The sequence below is a fragment of the Ferruginibacter paludis genome, from assembly GCF_030409685.1.
Classification (GTDB): Bacteria; Bacteroidota; Bacteroidia; order Chitinophagales; family Chitinophagaceae; genus Ferruginibacter; species Ferruginibacter paludis.
Window position 1 is genome coordinate 180,736 of the sequence record NZ_JAUFQJ010000004.1, and the last position, 19,136, is coordinate 199,871.

At 41.2% G+C, this 19,136-nt stretch carries 10 protein-coding genes; 5 read left to right on the forward strand and 5 right to left on the reverse strand.

Translation table 11 applies throughout. The annotated features are described in order from the left end of the window. The first annotated feature begins 138 nt into the window (after window positions 1-138). From QWZ08_RS06565 to QWZ08_RS06580, 4 genes are all read left to right on the forward strand, one after another. Window positions 139-3,105 (forward strand): chemotaxis protein CheB, encoded by a 2,967-nt coding sequence (locus QWZ08_RS06565; RefSeq protein ID WP_290336468.1) that lies wholly within the window; start codon window positions 139-141, stop codon window positions 3,103-3,105. Window positions 3,106-3,150: 45 nt separating this feature from the next. Further along, window positions 3,151-4,425 carry a PAS domain-containing sensor histidine kinase gene (locus tag QWZ08_RS06570; RefSeq protein WP_290336470.1) on the forward strand — a complete coding sequence of 425 codons (1,275 nt, stop codon included), beginning with the start codon at window positions 3,151-3,153 and terminating at the stop codon, window positions 4,423-4,425. Window positions 4,426-4,619: 194 nt separating this feature from the next. Beyond that, on the forward strand, window positions 4,620-5,672 hold the full coding sequence (locus QWZ08_RS06575; protein ID WP_290336471.1) for a family 16 glycosylhydrolase: 1,053 nt from the start codon (window positions 4,620-4,622) through the stop codon (window positions 5,670-5,672). Window positions 5,673-6,333: 661 nt separating this feature from the next. Continuing rightward, the gene (locus QWZ08_RS06580; protein ID WP_290336472.1) at window positions 6,334-7,116 is read left to right on the forward strand and encodes a universal stress protein; all 783 of its coding nucleotides are present in this window, start codon (window positions 6,334-6,336) and stop codon (window positions 7,114-7,116) included. 77 nt (window positions 7,117-7,193) lie between these two features. On the opposite strand, the gene lacZ is transcribed toward QWZ08_RS06580, so the two are convergent. Continuing rightward, window positions 7,194-10,310, reverse strand: coding sequence for a beta-galactosidase, LacZ type (lacZ, locus tag QWZ08_RS06585; RefSeq protein ID WP_290336473.1), 3,117 nt, complete (start codon window positions 10,308-10,310; stop codon window positions 7,194-7,196). A gap of 328 nt (window positions 10,311-10,638) precedes the next feature. Here lacZ and QWZ08_RS06590 point away from each other — a divergent pair, with 328 nt between their 5' ends. Further along, window positions 10,639-13,080 (forward strand): mechanosensitive ion channel family protein, encoded by a 2,442-nt coding sequence (locus tag QWZ08_RS06590; RefSeq protein WP_290336474.1) that lies wholly within the window; start codon window positions 10,639-10,641, stop codon window positions 13,078-13,080. 1,427 nt (window positions 13,081-14,507) lie between these two features. Here QWZ08_RS06590 and QWZ08_RS06595 read toward each other — a convergent pair. The 4 genes from QWZ08_RS06595 to QWZ08_RS06610 form a co-directional block, all read right to left on the reverse strand. Then, complete coding sequence (locus tag QWZ08_RS06595) at window positions 14,508-15,116, reverse strand: nucleotidyltransferase family protein (protein WP_290336475.1); 609 nt, start codon at window positions 15,114-15,116, stop codon at window positions 14,508-14,510. Window positions 15,117-15,225: 109 nt separating this feature from the next. Continuing rightward, complete coding sequence (locus tag QWZ08_RS06600; RefSeq protein WP_290336476.1) at window positions 15,226-16,362, reverse strand: XdhC family protein; 1,137 nt, start codon at window positions 16,360-16,362, stop codon at window positions 15,226-15,228. Between the two features lie 24 nt (window positions 16,363-16,386). After that, complete coding sequence (locus QWZ08_RS06605; RefSeq protein ID WP_290336477.1) at window positions 16,387-16,797, reverse strand: c-type cytochrome; 411 nt, start codon at window positions 16,795-16,797, stop codon at window positions 16,387-16,389. Window positions 16,798-16,937: 140 nt separating this feature from the next. Beyond that, entirely contained in the window at window positions 16,938-19,106 is a 2,169-nt protein-coding gene (locus QWZ08_RS06610; protein WP_290336478.1) for a xanthine dehydrogenase family protein molybdopterin-binding subunit, read from the reverse strand. Window positions 19,107-19,136: the final 30 nt, after the last annotated feature.

The window sequence follows — 19,136 nt, forward strand, 5'->3', positions numbered from 1 at the left end:
TGATAATTTACTTTCCCGTCTGATTTTTTAATAACTTGCTGTGCAGATATTGATTTCATTTTGTCCGATTCACCAGCAAAATAATAAGCTTTATTTTGCTTCCGCTGTTTTACCGGCGCCTTATTTAATACATTAATTGTGAAAAAAACTGTTCCCAAAAAAACACCATCCAAAAAAGCGCAGCCCCAAAAGCAAAAAAGTACAGCGGCCGTTAAGCAAACCGATTGCTTTGTTGCCGGCATAGGCGCATCGGCAGGAGGTCTTGAAGCGTTGAAAGTTTTTTTCGATCACTTACCTGCCAACAGTGGTATGGCCTGCGTGGTTGTTCAGCATTTGGATCCTACCCATAAAAGCCTGCTTACAGAATTGCTGGCTGGTCATACAAAAATGAAAGTAACAGAAGTAAAAGATGGTGACTTAATAGAACCAAATACGGTATACGTCATTCCTCCGAATAAAGATCTCCGCATATTTAACAGTCACCTGCACCTAACCGCACCAGCAAAAAAGAGAGGTGTCAGAAGGCCTATTGATTTATTCTTTACTTCCCTCGCAAACGACCAGGGGCACAAATCCATAGGAATCATACTTTCCGGAACAGGCAGCGAGGGCACCCTTGGTTTAAGAGAAGTAAAAGCTGCCGGAGGCGTCACTTTTGCCCAGGACCCGGCTACGGCACAATTTGCCGGCATGCCCAAAAGTGCAATTGATGCCCAAACAGCCGACTATGTCCTGGCTCCGGAAAAAATGCCGGCACAGCTGATTAAATACATAAAAAAACAGAAGACCCTGTTGCCGGGGACAAAGACAGACATTGCCATTCCGCCAGACAACTTACTGAACAAAATATATTTGCTGATCCGCAACCAGACGGGCTGCGATTTTTCTGGTTACAAAACCAATACTATTGCAAGAAGGGTTACAAAAAGAATTGCCCTCAACCAGATCAATTCTATTGAAGATTATGTAAACTTCCTGGAAAAAAATCCGGAAGAAGTCAATAAGCTGTTTAAAGATTTTTTAATTGGCGTTACTTCTTTTTTCAGGGATAAAGTGGTGTTTGAAAATATTGAGAAGAAGACCATTCCTTATTTATTTCAGCTGTGCAAACACAAGCAGCAAATAAGGATTTGGGTGTGCGGATGTTCTACGGGCGAAGAAGCCTATTCGCTTGCTATTTTGTTTAGGGAAGCTTTGCTGCGTAACAAGGAATACAACAAAATAATGATTTTCGCATCTGATGTAGACCAGGACGCCATTGAGTTTGCACGCAGCGGAACCTATACTGAAAGCAGCCTGGCTGGTATCTCGCCGGAACGTTTGGCACGTTTTTTTACCAGGAAAGAAAATGGTTTTCAGTTAACTAAGGAGATCAGGGAAATGGTGGTATTTGCGCACCACAACGTTATAAAAGATCCTCCTTTTTCCAAGATGGATTTAATTACCTGCCGTAACCTGCTGATATATATCAACAGCGATTTGCAAAAAAAGCTGATTCCTGTTTTTCATTACAGTTTAAATACAGATGGCATTTTAATTTTAGGTACATCTGAAAGCATTGGTGACCAGGGAGATTTATTTACCGATTTTGACGCTAAAAATAAAATGTTCAAAAAGGCAAAAGATATTGTGGTTCGCAAGCCCACGGCGGGGTACGAGTTGCCGTATGCAAAAACACGTTCAGGCACCTTTCCCCCTGCTGCGCAAAACCTTGTAAACATAAAAAAAATAAATGTATCCGGTATTATTGAAAAGTACCTGATGGATCATTATGTGCCACCAAGTGTTACGATTGACAAGAACAATGAGGTACTTTATTTTTCAGGCAACACCAGCCAGTTTTTGGAATTGCCGGGCGGAGAAGCAAAGCTGGATGTTGTAAAGATGGCGAAAAAGGGCTTAAAAATTCCATTGGAGGAAGCTATTAAAAAAGTACGCAGCGATAATAAAGAATGGAATATAAATGAAGTGGAAGTTAAGGTGAATGACTATTTTAAAACCATCAACCTGGTGGTAAAACCGCTGCCTTCAAAGGAAGCTGACCAGGAAATGCTGATGGTTGTTTTTGAACCCGTGGTAAAAACTCAGAAAAAAATAAATCATAAAACCGGCCAACTTGCCAAAAATAATGCCGGTACAGGCGACCTGGAAAAAGAATTAAAAATTACGCAGGAGTATTTGCAGTCTGCCATCAGCGACCTGGATGCTTCGCGGGAAGAACTGCAGATAACGACTGAAGAATATCAGTCATCCAACGAAGAACTGCAGAGCACCAACGAAGAGTTGGAAACATCCAGAGAAGAATTGCAATCTGTAAATGAAGAACTGATAACCGTAAACAATGAACTGCAGGATAAAATCGAACAGCTGTCTCAATCGAATGATGATTTAAATAACCTGTTGCGCAGCATTGAAGTAGCCACTATATTTTTAGACAGGGATTTAAAAATAAAAAGATTTACCCCTTCTGCATCTAAAATATTCAATCTTATTCCTTCAGACATTGACCGGCCATTGGCACATTTAACGAACAACCTGTTATATAAAACGCTAAGCGAAGATGTAAAAGAATCGCTAAAAACCCTGGCAGTAAAATCAGCAGATGTGTACTCAACAGACGGTACCTGGTACCAGATGCGCATTATACCATACCGTACGGTAGAGAATATTATTGAAGGTGTACTGGTAACCTTTATAGAAATTACAGACGAAAAAAAAGTGGAAGAAACTTTAAAAAAAACAAATGAACACCTGAACCTTATAATGGAAAATCTGCCTGCAGTGCCTTTTACTTGTATTGCCGACCCGGTTATTCAATTTTCTTTTGTAGGCAGCAGTTGCGAAAAAGTGACCGGCTTTTTACCGGAACAATTTACAGCCAATTCAAATTTTTGGCTCAGCCGGATTCACCCTGGGGATGTAAAAAAAATGAAAGAAGGGTTTGCATCCGTTACAAAAAAGCAGAGCCTGGAAATGAAGTTCAGGTGGAAATGTGCCGACGGGAACTACAAACAGTTTATTAATTTCGTACGATACGCTATTGCTGAAAACGGAACAAAGGCTTATATTGTAGGTGTTTGGCAAGAGGTAATCAATGGAAAATAAAAAATAACACTGTACACTATATTGTTTTCTAAAAATAGATAGAAAATGAAAGCAGCAAGAAAAAATGTGGGTAGCCTTACTGAATTACGCAAAAAAGCAGAAAAAAAACTAATGTACGGCGTAACAGGCGCAGGCACGGAAAGCATACGTCCATTAGAAATTGAACACGAACTGAATGTACACAAGGTTGAACTGGAAATGCAAAATGAAGAATTACGCTTAACCCAGCTGCAACTCGAAAAATCGCTTGATAATTATGCTGAGTTATTTCAGTATGCACCGGTGGGCTATTTCATACTGGATATAAATGGAATCGTATTAAACCTGAATGACACGGCAAGTAAGCTTTTGGGAGAACATAAAAATTGGGCAGCAGGCCGTCCTTTCTCGGTATTTCTGCATTCAGAAATTTGCCAGGATGACTTTTACCGGCACCGCAATCTTGTTATTGACTCCGGTATGCCACAGGAAATTGAAGTTAAATTTATAAAAAAGGACAGTGTTGCATTTCCTGCACTTATTACAAGTACCATTGTAAAAGACGAAGAAGATCATTTTAAATATTTCCTATCAACAGTAAATGATATTTCCGAACGCAAAGAGCAGGAACAAAAAATGAAAATGGCACTGTCAAAGGAAGTAGAATTGAATGAGCTCAAATCACGCTTTATCTCTACTGCTTCGCATGAGTTCCGCACACCGCTCGCTACCATTTTATTATCTACAGAACTGCTTGAAAAATACAATGAGCCAGATGATGAAAAGAACAGAAAAAAACACTTTCAAAAAATAAAATCTGCTGTACTGGGGCTTACAGAAATTTTGATGGATTTTCTTTCACTGGATAAATTTGAAAACGGAGTAATCACCAATAACCCTGAATATATCGACCTGGTAAGCCTGACTACAAGAGTAATAGAGGATATGAATATACGAAGACAACCAGTGTTGTACAAACACGCTGACAAAAAACAAGTGGTTTACCTCGATCCAAAGTTGCTGAGAGTTTGTGTCACGAATATCATAGGCAATGCATTTAAATATTCTCACGCAGATAGCCCGGTAGAAGTCACCACTGCGCTTGTGGATAATGACCAGGTTTTAATTAGTGTGAAAGATCATGGAATAGGTATACCGGAGCATGACAAGCCATTTATATTTGACCGGTTCTTTCGGTCAAAAACAGCCGAGGCCTACCAGGGTACCGGGCTGGGTTTAAACATAGTGCAAAAATTTACCAGCGTAATGAATGGCCATATCTCATTTACCAGTGTTGAAAATGAAGGATCCACATTTGTGCTGCAGTTCCCGAACATGTAACTGCAGTCCCGCTTGCAGGCGCTATGTCAGCCAAACTGTTATGATGGTAGTCTGGCGAGACATTATTTTGCTGCTTCATCTTATTTTATATTATGCCAGATCCAAATTTTGTCTATATCCTCAAGTAACATTAATTTACACAGTATAGTGACAGGTAACAAAATCATTTCTTCCAATTAAAAAGCTATGCCAGCATGATGAAACACAAAAAAAACACTTCGGTCTTATTACTGATTTTGCTGAGTCTGCTAAGTTGTAAAAAAGCGGGTGCAGACAATGGAACCAGTACGGCTCCGACTAACCTTGTTATTAATGCTGTCGTAAGTTCAGACGGCAGTGGCAAGGTTGACTTTACTGCCAGCGCTAACAATGCTGTTTCATACGCATATGAGTTTGGCAATGGAGATATTAAAACGACCGCTTCGGGTATCATCGCTTATCAATATAACGCAGGCGGAACCAATACCTATACAGTAAACGTTACTGCTACCAGCAGCTCTTCACTTACTGTAAAAACATCCATCCAGGTAACAGTCACCGTTACAGCGTCAGAACCCAAACTTGTCTGGTCGGAAGAATTTGATAAAGATGGCGCCCCGGATCCGGCCAAATGGGGATATGATATTGGTACCGGTAACAATGGATGGGGCAATTCGGAACTGGAGTATTATACCGACCGGTCCAAAAATGCCGTGGTAGAAGGAGGTGTACTAAAAATAAATGCCCTGAAAGAAAATTACAACGGGAGCGCCTATACTTCAGCAAGACTTTTATCAAAAGATAAATTTGCATTTACTTATGGCAAGGTGGAAGTTAGAGCAAAACTCCCTGCAGGAGCTGGCACCTGGCCTGCTATCTGGATGCTTGGAAGTGATATTGCCACTAACGGGTGGCCAGGTTGTGGAGAAATAGACATTATGGAACATTTGGGCCGCACCGAAAATACCATCTATGGCACCTTGCATTATCCAGGTCATTCCGGTGGCAGTGCTGATGGCCATACCACAGTGATAACAGATGCAACAAAAGCATTTCACATTTATACGCTGGAATGGACTGCGTCAGCTGTTAAAATTTATGCCGACGGGGTATTGTATCATACTACCATTAATAGCGGGAGCCTCCCTTTTAATCATGATTTTTTTCTTATTCTGAATGTTGCTATGGGTGGCGGGTTTGGTGGCTCAGTAGATCCATCATTCACCAACGGCACAATGGAAGTAGATTATATCAGAGTGTATAAATAAAATATTTAGCAGGTGTTAAAAAAGGGCTGCTATGCGGCCCTTTTTTGTACAGTTCATCATTTACGTATATTGTTTTAAAGCGGGGATTCGAAATTACAACCGAGGCATTTTAACAAGCAATGATGTTTCAACTTTACAATAAAAAAAGATACCATCAGAAAAATCCAATGGTACCTTTTTTATACCAAAACTAACTACTAATGAAAAAAAACTAATTTTAATTACCCGGTTAAACCCGGTGTCCGATTATGTATTGTATACTATTTTTTGAACGCCACACTATCTGTTGCAGGCAAGTTTTTCTACCAATAAAAATCATACCGCACCCATGCACAACTTGGTACATTGAAGTTACTGTAAAGCAATAAATAAACATCGTGCAAACGATTGCATAAAATATAAATCAAATGTACAACCTGGCTCCAGCTGAAAAAATAACCAAAAAAATTTTCAGGCATTAAGGCTTGTAAAATCATCGGGAGTGCTACAGAATGTATGCCCAAATTGAATGACCACATTAAAGAGCATTCTGTAACAGCAGAACATTGGTCAAATCAGGAATATAGTTCCTTACAAAAGTGCACACTTTTTGCGCCATCCTAAGTAAATAAATATTGAAATATTTGGTTTTTTATCTACTTTGTAGAAAATTCTATACTAAATGCTGAATGTAATTGTTCCACTGGATTTTTCACAGACTTCTTTTAATGCTGCGCACTATGCTGCGCAAATGTTTAAGGGCAGAACAGACGTAAAGATCATACTATATCATTTTTATGAAGATGACAAAGACATCGCTGTAGCTAAAAATTACTTAAACAGCCAAAAAGAAGAATTAAGCCACCTGGTATCGAATATTGACATTGAACTTGAAAGTGGAGACAACTTTATTGACCGCCTGGCTGCTTTTGCCCACATAAAGGGGGCATTTATGATAGTAATGGGCCTTACGGGTAAAACACCCAGGGAACAACGTTTTTCGGGCAGCAATACGCTTAAACTAAGCGAAAAGGAAGTTTGCCCTGTATTAATTGTTCCTGAAGACGCGACTTACACCGGGATTAACAATGCGCTCATTACATCGGAATTGAAATCTGTTGAAGATACGCCTACCCTGCTTTGTATTAAAAAAGTACTGCAGTATTTTAAACCTGCCCTTCATATTTTAAACATCAACAGCAACCACTACATTTCTGTTACCGACGATGTGAGAGAGGAAAGGAATAAGATGGAAGGTTTGCTGGCCGAATTTAACCCGGAATTTTATTTTATGCGATTGTACGACTTTCATGAGTCTGTTGAGGTATTTACAAGGGATAAAAATATTGATCTCATTATTATTGCGCCCCGTTATCATAACTTTTTTGAAAGGTTATTTAAAACACAGCATACAAAAAAACTGATCTATCACAGTAAAGTACCGGTTTTAGCTGTGCATGAATAATTAAATCTATTTCTTCTAAATACAATTGGCGGCTTGCATGTGATGCAAGCCGCCAGTTTATGTTAATTGATAACCATTTATCTGGCTATCAGTTTCATTACATAGCTGTACGTATATTTTTTATCCAGCATCCTGTATTGCTGATGTGGCAAGGCTCCCCAACTATTATCACCACCAACTCCCCGTTGTTTTAAATCAATGCTCAGGTAAACTTCCTTCCTCGGTTTGATGTCTATCCAATGCTGTTGCTTTTTGGTAAGGCCCGGATCAAGGTCTTCCGATTTATTATTGGTTGCACTGAAACAAATGGGTTGCGTGCCTTCTATCTGCAAACCAGTACCGGCCGCATTGGTAAGCGTTAACCAGCGGATGTCCGTTTTATAACCACTCTCCTGCGGACGGATATAATTCATCACAGCCTGGTTGGCTACGTCATCTTTATACAATCCAACAAATGAAGCCGTGTTTCTATCGGTATAATTTTCCCAGGGGCCACGTCCAAAATACGCCAGGTGATTTACCTGTGCAGGTAGCTGCATGCGCATACCGAAACGGGGTAACTCTGGCAGGTTTCTTCCGGTCATGTCAATAGAAGCTGTTACCTTGATGGAGCCGTCATTTTGTATTAAATATTCCAGCGTATAGGGAACATTTATCCCGGCTAAGTCATACTCGACTTTAATTGGTAAGCCAGCCGCCGTTTGTTCGCCCACGGTGATATTTTTCTTTTGCATATTGCTGTGTGCATTACGCCAAATGCCCATTTCGTCCGGCATATTATTGCCAAAATCATTGTCCGTTGGCGCACGCCAAAAATAGGGCTCAGGGAACTGGTTAATCAGAGATGCATCATTATTGATAGCGTATCGTCTTATCCTGCCTGTATTGGCATCAAAAACACCGGATATTTTACCAGCTGTAAAACTGATGTTACCATTGGATTTTGCAACCTGCAGCTGCCCTTCTTTACTGCCTCCTGTCGCAAAATAATCTCCTGCCATTTTAAACTGCTCTCTCGCAATTTCAAGCCCGGCCGGCAACAGCGGTGTGGGTGTTTTGATGGAAGCATATACCTCCAGGTACAATTCTGAACCTTCCGGGAGTTTATATTGTGGCAGGTTAAGTGTTATATCTTTTTGCTGATGTGGTGCCAACTGTACTGAAAAAACGTCTTCTTTCACTACCTCTCCATTACGCATCAGCTGCCATTTAAAATTGTACTGATCCAGGTTGGTGAAATCAAAAACGTTCATTACCGTTATAATACCTTTAGATACATCTTTGGCTTTGAATAAAATATTCTGGTACACTTTTTTTACTTCGTTCAAACCGGGATGGATGCTCCTGTCGCTGGCAACTAAACCATTGGTACAAAAATTTTCATCGTTCTGCAAAGCATAACCACCCAAATCGCCACCATAAGCCCACCAGGTTCTTCCGTCAGGTGTGGTTCTTTTCATACCCTGGTCAACCCAATCCCAGATAAATCCACCTTGCATTTTTTTATCGCTCATAATCACATCCCAATACTCCTGGAAGTTACCATTGCTGCTGCCCATGGCATGTGAATATTCGCACATAATGAACGGCCGTTTTTTGCTGGAGGCCGCATAGGCTTTCATGTAACTCATTGCAGGATACATCGGGCAAACGATATCGGTATTTTCTTCTTCACCTGCTGATTCAAATTGTACATAGCGGCTGTTATCACGTTGCTTTATCCATTTGTAGGCATCATGAAAAACAGGGCCATTACCATTCTCATTTCCCAGCGACCACAATATTACTGATGGATGATTTTTATCCCGTTCTACCAAATCGTGAATACGGTTTAGGAAAGATGGCGCCCACAATGGTTGGTAGGCAATATGCTTTGCAGTATCGTACCAGCCTTGTCCCCCTGCACCCATGGCATGGGTTTCAATATTGGCTTCATCTACCAGGTACATGCCGTATTCATCACACAGCTTGTACCATTCCGGATCATTGGGGTAATGACTTGTTCTCACTGCATTGATATTGTACATCTTCATCAGCTGCAGGTCTTTTATCATCCCCGCTTTGCTGATCACATGCCCTTCTACTTCATCATGCTCGTGGCGGTTAACACCATGCACATAAGTAGCCACGCCATTTACAAAAAGCTGTGCATTTTTTATTTCTACTTTTCTAAAGCCAATCTTGCTGCCGGTTACGCCCAGCACTGTTCCGCCTGCATCTTTCCATGTAATAATACAATCGTAGAGGTTAGGAAACTCGCCACTCCATTTTAAAGGATTTTTAATAATGCCATTAAAGGAAATTGTTTGCACAGAATCATTGCCCGCTGTAAATTTTTGTTGCTTGCTGAAAATTGCCTTACCACTTTTATCCTGAACTTCTACCGCAACAGTACCATTCTTTATGGTGTTACCTTCAAACTGGCGCAAATCAACTGCTGCGCTGAAAAGCCCGTTGGTATAGTTAGCATCCAGGTCGCCTTTTATAAAAAAATCCCATACTGTTAATGAAGGCAATGCGTATAAAAATACGTCCCGTTCAATACCGCTGATGCGCCAGAAGTCCTGGTCTTCCATATAGCTGCCATCGTGCCAGCGAAAAACCTGCACGGCCAGTATATTGTTGCCTTTAACCAGGTATTTGCTGATGTTAAACTCGGCTGGTGATTTTGAATTTTTGGTGATGCCTACTTTTTGTCCGTTTACATAAACAAAAGCACACCCGGTGATAGAACCGAAGTGTAAAAGGATATCTTTTCCAGTCCATGTATCAGGTACAGTAAACTGTTTTCTGTAAGTTCCTACCGGGTTGTTGTCGCCGATATACGGTGGATTTTTAGGATAAGGATAAATAATATTCGTATAAATCGGAATACCAAAGCCCTTTAATTCCCAGTTGGATGGTACTGGAAGATCATTCCACCTGGAGTCATCCAGCGCTGTTTCAAAAAAATTCATTGGCCTGTTGGCATATTTATCGGTATACACAAATTTCCAGGTGCCGTTTAAAGACTGGTAAAAAGGAGAACGGCTGTAGTCATCATTTTTTACGTCGGTCGCGTTAGTAAAAATCATAGCCGTAGCATGTGGTTTTTCCTTGTTGAGCGACACCAGTGAAGGGTTTTCCCAGTCGTTGAGTTGCTGGGCATAGCATACATTAAATACTAAAAAGGCAAGCAGTAAGATCGGCTTCATGTGTTGGTTATTTGAGTGAATCGTTTAAAAGTAAAAGTAACAATTAAAAATAATGGCACGTTGAAATTGTTTACCACTTGCCAATATTAATTGTTGACAGACGAGAAACGGTACTTGCTAAACCACTAAGCCAAGTACCAATCCGGCAATTACAGAAAACTACTTACCGTAAAACCAGTTGAGCGATAGTGCCTGCGCTTCTTTAATTTTGCCGTTATGCCTCCGGCAAAATGCCTGCAAAATAGCTGTAACATTGCCGGACCTGGGCTTTGTCAGTTCGTTGCGGCAGGCAATTAATTGGGCAATGCAACAAACAGGATAACAACGGATGACAATTTTGAAAGAAGAGGTTAAAAAATATAACATGCTACCAGCTGGTAAACACAACAAACTTATTCATTTATTTATTGGAGCAATGCTGCTTCTTGGCTTTCAGCCTGCTTTTTCGCAACAGACGGCACCCGTTTTGGACAAACAACCCATAAGCGACAGTATGCTGCCTACACTGGTTACCAAAGTGGCAACCTACACTGCAACAATTGACCATACTGATTTTTTAATCCGGCGAAAGTTCAATATCACCCCTATTTCGCTGAATATGCCTGAAATTGAAAGGAAGATAAAAGGCTTTAAGGCTCGGTTGGAAAAAAATGGCAGCCATATGAACTTGCGCAGTTTAAACAGCGGCGTAATTATGCTCACGGAAACTTCAGATGATCTTTCTGCTTACCAGTCCATCCTTTCAAATTACAGCAGAGAACTCACCCAAAGCAATACTGAGGTAAAAAAAATACTTCGTGACCCAATACTTAACGCCGAAGTAAATGATTCTGTGATACAGGAACAGTTGGAAGACATACGAACTGAAGGACGTTCATTGGATTCACTACAGCAAAAAGTAATTAACAGGGTGAATCTATTGCGAAATAAAGTATCGGTCAATTTATTGCAGGCAACGGATATTATTTCAGATATGCGGTATTTAACCATCTCTTTAAAACTCGGCATCTGGAAACAGGAAGAAGCTCCGCTATTTACCGCAACACAGCAAGAGTACAAAAACAACCTGGCTGAAATTACCGGGAACGCATTAGTCAGATCCGGAAAAATCATCATGATCTACCTCGGTGAAAAATGGGATGTAATCACGCTGGGACTGCTGGTATTCATTTGCATTTTTTCCTGGACCTGGTTAAATATGCACCGGATAAAAAAACAGGAAAATAAAGACCTGGTACTGGGGCCGATACATTTTTTGCGCAGGAATGTGTTGATAGGATGCGGGATGGCGCTGTTTACCTACCTGCCTTATTTTTTTGCTAACCCTCCCATGTCGCTGCTGCATGCACTTGAACTTTTCAGGTTGCTATTGCTGGCTTATCTTATCTATCCCTACCTGGCGAAACAATCCAAAATAATATGGCTGATACTTTGCCTGCTTTGGTTGTATTATGCCATGGACGACCTGTTGCTGGAGTCAGCATTGGGTGAACGTTGGGGACTATTCTTTAGCGGTATTATAATGGCCGCTGTTGCCATAAAAATCACCAACCCACGACAACCACATTTTTCCGGCATACCTGAATCTCCTGCTACAAAAACATTGGCCATTTTTACGCTCACCCAGGCGGTACTTTCCATTTTTTTTAACCTTGCCGGCCGGGTTACACTGGCGAAAATATTTGGTGTAAGCGCCATTCAATGCCTCATGCTCGGGATCAGTTTAAAAGTGTTTTGTTCCATGGTGATGGAAGCGATATATCTGCAATCTGAAGCCTACCACGATAGCCGCATTTCTGCCTTTATCGATTTTAAGACGCTGCAGCATCGCTTTGTAAATATATTGTGGATACTTGCATCAACTGTGTGGACTATCTCACTGGCACGCAACCTGACGTTGTACGATACAGTGATTCAGTTATGCACTCATTTTTTCGAAGCCACCAGAACCATCGGCAGCATGGTATTTACTTTTGAAAGTGTGGCCATTTTTATTTTCATCATCTGGTTATCATCTGTTATTTCAGGGTTCATCAGCTTTTTCTTTGGCAGCGAAAAATTACATACAACCGGCAAACGAAGCCGGCTTGGTTCTATGATGCTCTTGATACGGCTTGCCATATGGATACTCGGCTTTTTTATTGCAGTGGCCGCGGCAGGTATTCCAATAGATAAATTGTCTATCATGATAGGCGCTCTTGGAGTAGGTATTGGATTTGGATTGCAGAATATCGTAAATAACCTTGTATCCGGTGTAATACTTGCTTTTGAAAGGCCGATACAGGTAGGCGACCTGATTGAAGTAGGCGGAAAGATGGGGGTGGTAAAAGAAATCGGCGTACGCTCCAGCAAGATCAATAACAACGAGGGTGCGGACATCATTGTGCCCAACGGCGACCTGCTTTCACAGCACCTGATCAACTGGACAATGCAGGACCGCAACAAGCAGGTTGAGTATACAATTGGCATACCTTACAACAGCGACATAGAAAAAGTAAGGGGAATTATAAGGGAGACCCTGGCAGGCGAGGAAAAGATTATGGCCGCACCTGTCCCATCCATTACAGTAAAACAATTTGGAGAAAGAACAATTGATTTAAAAATATCGTTTTGGGTATTTGATCTTTCCGAAGCCGGAGCAATCAGGAGCAATGCCATGATTAAAATCTACGAAAAGCTGACAGCGGCAGGTATCCAGCTTCCGGTAAGCCCGTGGCCCCTGGCTGAACAAAATGTACAACCCGATACAGAAGCAAAAAACATGGATTAAGCAGGCCTTACACGGCGTATAATGCCGTTCTATAACTGGTTCATTTTACGTAGAATATCAATTCATATTTATTTTGCAATAATTTGGATCAGGTCGGTTTCTTTAAGATAATGTTGATAAGCTTTCCGGAGGATGTTGGTTGTCGGGGGTCTTTTAAAGGATTGGGATTCGATATTTCAACTGTTATGTTGTTGTTATCTGATGTAAAAATGCATCTAATATCCCGTCTGTTTTATGTATTTCGCTTAATGGGTGCTGTGTTTCGACAAACAATCAAAAAGCGTCGTTTTCGTCGCCCCGCAGTTGTCTTAATAAACTGTTTCATAAAAAATGCCCCGGTTAGCGGGACATTTACTATCAACTGGTTTAATTTTTTTACCTTATCTCAATTATCTTTTGTTGCACCTGGTTAGTGATGCGGTGGTTTCATAGGTCGTGTTTGTGTTTTTAGATAATTGATACCGGCGTTTCTCAGGTAATTGAATGTGGTTTTATTGGTGAAAGGATTTGGTCACTTTTTTAAAGGATATTGATATTATTGACCAGGATAAAGACGTTGTGATTTTTAAAAGTATCGGATTTAATTTTCAGGATTTACTGTAATTTTTTTTTAGGATATCGCCTGCCGGTTTGTATAATATTTTTTACTAAATGCCTTTTTTTATCGGATCGTTCATTCTTTTATGATGTAAAAATGCAACTGGTAATAAGGCGATTTTTTAATTTTCGCTTACCGGAAAATTTACTTCGGTGAACGATGAAAAAACTTCGGTTAAGCCTTCGCTGATAAAGTAAAAAAAACGGAAGAGTGCTGGGGTTGGCGCAAAAAAAATGCTCCAGGAATGGAACATCTTAAAATATAAATCCTGAATTTAATTTTCGTGTTTTTGATTCAATTCTGTTTCTTCAAGATCACTGTTTCGGATTTTATAGAATTGGATATTTCTTGTCGCCCTTCGCTGCTGTTACTTTCTGATGTAAAAATGCAAAGATTAATCCAGTTCTTTTTTATTTTTCGTTTAACAAATTGATTGTTTCGATGAATAGTTGATAATATCCGATTGAATAAATGGCTTGATTTATAATAGCTTCAAAGTAGCAGGAATTTGTAATTCCGATTAAGACCGTCAATAATAACCGTTGGCAGAATTTGGGTGACGTATTCTTTTGAGCACAAAAAAAATGCTCCAGGAATGGAACATCTTAAAATATAAATCCTGAATTTACTTTTCGCGGTGGTGGTTCAATTCTGTCTCTTCGAAATTGCGGTAATTATTTTCTAAAGAATTGAATGTTTTTTTTGTCCTGCGCTACTGCTGCTTTCTGATGTAAAAATGCAATGAATCATCCAATCCATTTTTGTTTTTTGTTTAACAGATTGATTGTTTCGATGAATGGTGAATTAAGCCCGATGGAGCAAAAGACTTTTATCCTGATTGAATTAGTTTTCCATAATCTTCAGGTGTATCAATATCAACATCGCCTTTGGCAAATGATACCGTAGCAACGTTTGGCATTTGCTGTTGTAAAATTTTACGGGCGCCGGCATCGCCCGATAAATGTAATAACTGGGGAAAAATTGTTTTGTAAAAAAGTGCCGGCACGCCGATGGTGTTATTATAGCTGCACGCAACCATTGGCTTTGCCGTTTGGTGTTGTGCGTTTATCAAATCATGCAACAAAGCGCAGGTAACAAACGGCTGATCACTCATCATAATAATAACGCCGTCTGTTTCAGGTTGAGTGGATAATAAAAACCGGAGTCCGCAGACAATGGAAGATGCCATTCCACTCTGCCAATGCTCATTGGTAACGATAGTCACCGGCCTGTCGTTTACCTGTTGCGAAATTAAACCGGCATCACAACCCGCTACGATAACCACCGGGCCAATCATCGCATTACCAGCTGTATCAGCGCTATGCTGTAATAAAGTTCTACCCTTATAAGGCAGTAATTGCTTTGGCTTACCTAAACGGGTAGATGCGCCTGCAGCCAGTACTATAATACCGCAATGATGTATGATATTTTCCAACATAACAGCGCTAATATAAAATAAAAGTTGGTGGGGTGGTATCTTGTATAAAATAAAAAAAGAAAACTGGAAAAACAGGTATATCTAAAAATTAAGATCACTGTCACATAACTTATGCCTTTAAAACAGCACGAGAATGAATAACCGGCGAATTATTAGCAGCTAGCGGACTACCTTTTTTGCCGCTTAACACCGCTTTAATTTCAGCAATAACAGACAATGCAATTTCCTCCGGCGTTTCGGCCCCAATATCAAGTCCGATTGGGCTATGCAAAACTGACAATTGCGTTGGTGTAAATGAAATGCCTTTATCCTGCAGTTCCTGCAGCATCCTGTCCCGCTTTTTTCTTGGTCCCAGCATGCCTGCATACACCACGTTATTGGCAAGTAAAACAGGCAGCATGGCCATATCATAATTGTAATTGTGGGTCATCAGCAAAAATACAGTATGGTCATCTATGCTGATTTTATCCAGCAAATTTTCAGGTTTGGAAAGCAGTACCTGGCAACCCGCCGTAAAACGTTCGGCCTTTGCGTACTCTGGTCTGCCATCTACAATCGTGCTTTGCCATCCCAGCAGATCAGCCATTTGCACCAAGGGAATGGTATCATTGCCGGCGCCGACAATAATCAGTGCCACTGAAGGTGGAATCATTTCAATGAAGGCGTTTAACGGTGCTGATTCAAATTCAAGTTCTTTAAATAAAGATTGTTGCTGGTGCAATACCAGGCTGGCATCTTTTATCAACATATCTTTTAAAGGGATGGAATCATTAGCAATGCAACCATCGGCTGTAACCATCATACAGGTACCAGGTTGTACCGCTCTTTTATCGTGCAGGGAAAACAAGGTTACTAAAACGCTATACTGCCGTTTGGATGCGACGGCCTTTAACAACGCAATCGGGTTGCCTGACCGGGCGGCATCAATCGGTTCAATCAACACCTGAATTATACCATTGCAACCCAGGCCAAGCCCGATGGTTGCATCTTCTTCATCATTGGTATCGTAAGTTACCAGCATGGGGCGCTGCTGTGCCATAGCGAGCAGGGCTTTCCTTAGTGCATCGCCCTCAAGGCAACCACCACTAATGGCGCCAGTTAATTGCCCATGTTCCGTAATCAGCATGCGGGCACCTTCCCGTCTGTAAGACGAACCTGCCACATGCACAACAGTGGCAAGGGCAGATTGCTCACCCTTTTGCTGTGCTTCGTCATACGCTTTTATAATGTCGTTGATTTCTTTCATTGCAGTGCTTTAACTCAAACCAACCTATTTACGCAATGATTTTACCTGCGCAGGAGTAATTGCCAGGGCATTCTTATTGCCCCAGCTGTTGCGTGCATAATTCAACGCATCGGCGACCTGCTCGTCGGTTAAATAATTTTGAGCCGGCATTAAAACATTGTATTTTTTTCCATTTACAATCACTTCCCCATCCTGCCCGTTCAGCACGGCAAGTATCTGCAACTTAACAGGCTTCTTCAGGTAGTCTGATTTTGCGAGCGGTGGATACACATCGGGTGTGCCGTTGCCATCTACCATGTGGCAGTTCATACAATAAGTAGTATATACATCCTTACCACGTTCAATGCTCTTTGGTAAATCATATTTCTGATAAAAGGAAGATGTTAAAAAAATCACGCCAGCGGCGATGAAAAAGGATACCATTGTTTTATACATGCGAAAAACCAAATTTAATTTTATGAGAATAATGAATTTAATTGTTGGATAGCATCCATAGGTCCCCGGTAGCCAATAATATATAGCTGTTCTGCTCCATGAATCTGCCTATTTTTACTTTTGATTTTTTAATTTAAAAATTACACTTTATTAATATCAAAAGGCAGCCTGCGAATGCGTTTGCCCGTAGCCGCAAAAATAGCATTGCACAAAGCGGGTGCAAAAGGTGGAAGCCCTGGTTCACCGGCTCCTTTAATGGTTGATCCGCCATTGGCTAATATATGTACATCAACCGGCGGCATTTCATTAAAACGTACCAGCTGGTTATTATGGTAATTGGTTTGTACAGTTTGCCCCTTGTCGAAAGTAATCCCACTTTTGATGGCGGCAGTCAAAGCCATTACAGCAGCGCCTTCCACCTGCGCCTTTACCGTATCCGGATTTACCACCGTACCCAAATCGATCACGGCATATATTTTTTCTATTTTAACCCCGGTGCCCTTTTTTGAAACCATTACCACATAGCCGCCCAGCCCTGCAAAAAATTCATATTGTGCAACACCTTTTCCCCAGCCTGCCGGCAATGGCTTATCCCAATTACTTACTTCCTTCAATTTTTGCAATACGTTTTTGGTGTCTGATTCTTTTGTAAGCATGCCTAACCTGAAATCCATCGGATCTTTCTTTGCCTTTACCGCCATTTCATCAATAAAACATTCGTGCGCAAAGGCCAGCGTAGTACTGGTTACTGCCCGCCAGGCAACATATGGAATGTGCGAATCTGCATATACGTACAAATTTTTCATGTTGGCGATCTCATACTTCTGCTCACTGATACCTTCTGTCATGGTTCCATCGGGCTTATTCGGGTCATAATTTTCCTTTTCACTTGCATCCAGTGAAGGCGCAATTACTTTATGCTGAAAAGCAATGGCTTTACCATCGGCAGACAAGGCACCCTTCATAGCAGAAAAAGTCATCGGACGGAATGGCCCGTTTTGCGTATCATCTTCTCTTGTCCATATCAGCTTCACCGGCTGCCCTATTTTTTTTGTCAGCTGTACCGCTTCATGAATATAATCGTTGTACAGGCGACGACCGAAACCACCGCCATTGAACAACACATTTACTTTTAAATTGCCGTCTGGTACATTGTATGCTTTTGAAAAAGAATCCACGATATCGCCCGGAACCTGTGTAGATGCCCATATTTCCAGCTTGCTGCCCTCCATCCAGCTAGCCACGCAGTTCATTGGCTCTATGGGTGAATGCGATACAACGGGCGTTTCATAAAAAGCTTCCAGCTTCAGCGGCGCTGCTTTATATGTTGTATCAAAATCTCCCTGGTTGTGCGCTACTACGCCTTCCTTTTTTGACAAGTTGCGCAACCCTTGTTCGTAGGTTTTTGAATTGAATGTTTCGTTGCCCTGGTGATCCCATTTTATTACCAGCGCCTTACGCCCCTGCAGTGCGGCCCAGTAATTATCGGCAATTACTGCCACGGCGGGATACTTGTATTTACCAATGATTCTTTCACAGGTTTCAACTCTTGTAACACCCTTTACTTTTTTTGCTGCAGCATCATCGAAACTTACCAGCTTTGAACCAAACACAGGGCAATGCGCCACTGACGCGTACACCATATTGGGTACTGCGATATCAATTCCAAAAATGGCTTTACCTGAACATTTTAAAGGGATATCCGGCCGAAGAATATTTTTACCCAATAATTTAAAATCCGCCGGATCTTTTAATTTAGGTGATTTTGGTACTTCCAGTTTAGAAGCCGCTTCTACCAGTTCTCCATAGCCTGCCGATTTACCGGAGCTATGCAGTATTTTTCCACCTTCCGCCCGGCATTCTGTAACCGGCACATTCCATTGCTGACTGGCAGCGGTCAGCAGCATTTCTTTTGCACTGGCACCCACTTTTCTCAGGTTGGTATAATTTGATCTCACAGACATACTGCCACCTGCAAACTGCATGGGACCGAACTGTTTTTCGCCGCCCGTTTGTTTAATGGTTACCTGGTCAAGCGACACTTCCAGTTCCTCTGCTATCAGTGCGGGAATAGATTGAAACACACCCTGTCCAATTTCGGGGCTTGTATTAAAAATAGTGATGGTGCCTGATTTTTCAATTATCACAAAGGGTGTTAAATTGAAGGCCGGCAATTCGCCACTGAGATTGGCGACCTGACCAACGCCATTGTTTCCTTTTAAAGAAAGGCCTATCATGAGGCCGGCACCTGTAATGCCGGACAGTTTAATAAAATTCCGGCGATTGATATTTGAAGCGGTTTTTTCCATTGTAAACAGTTTGAAAAGATGAGCTAAAAC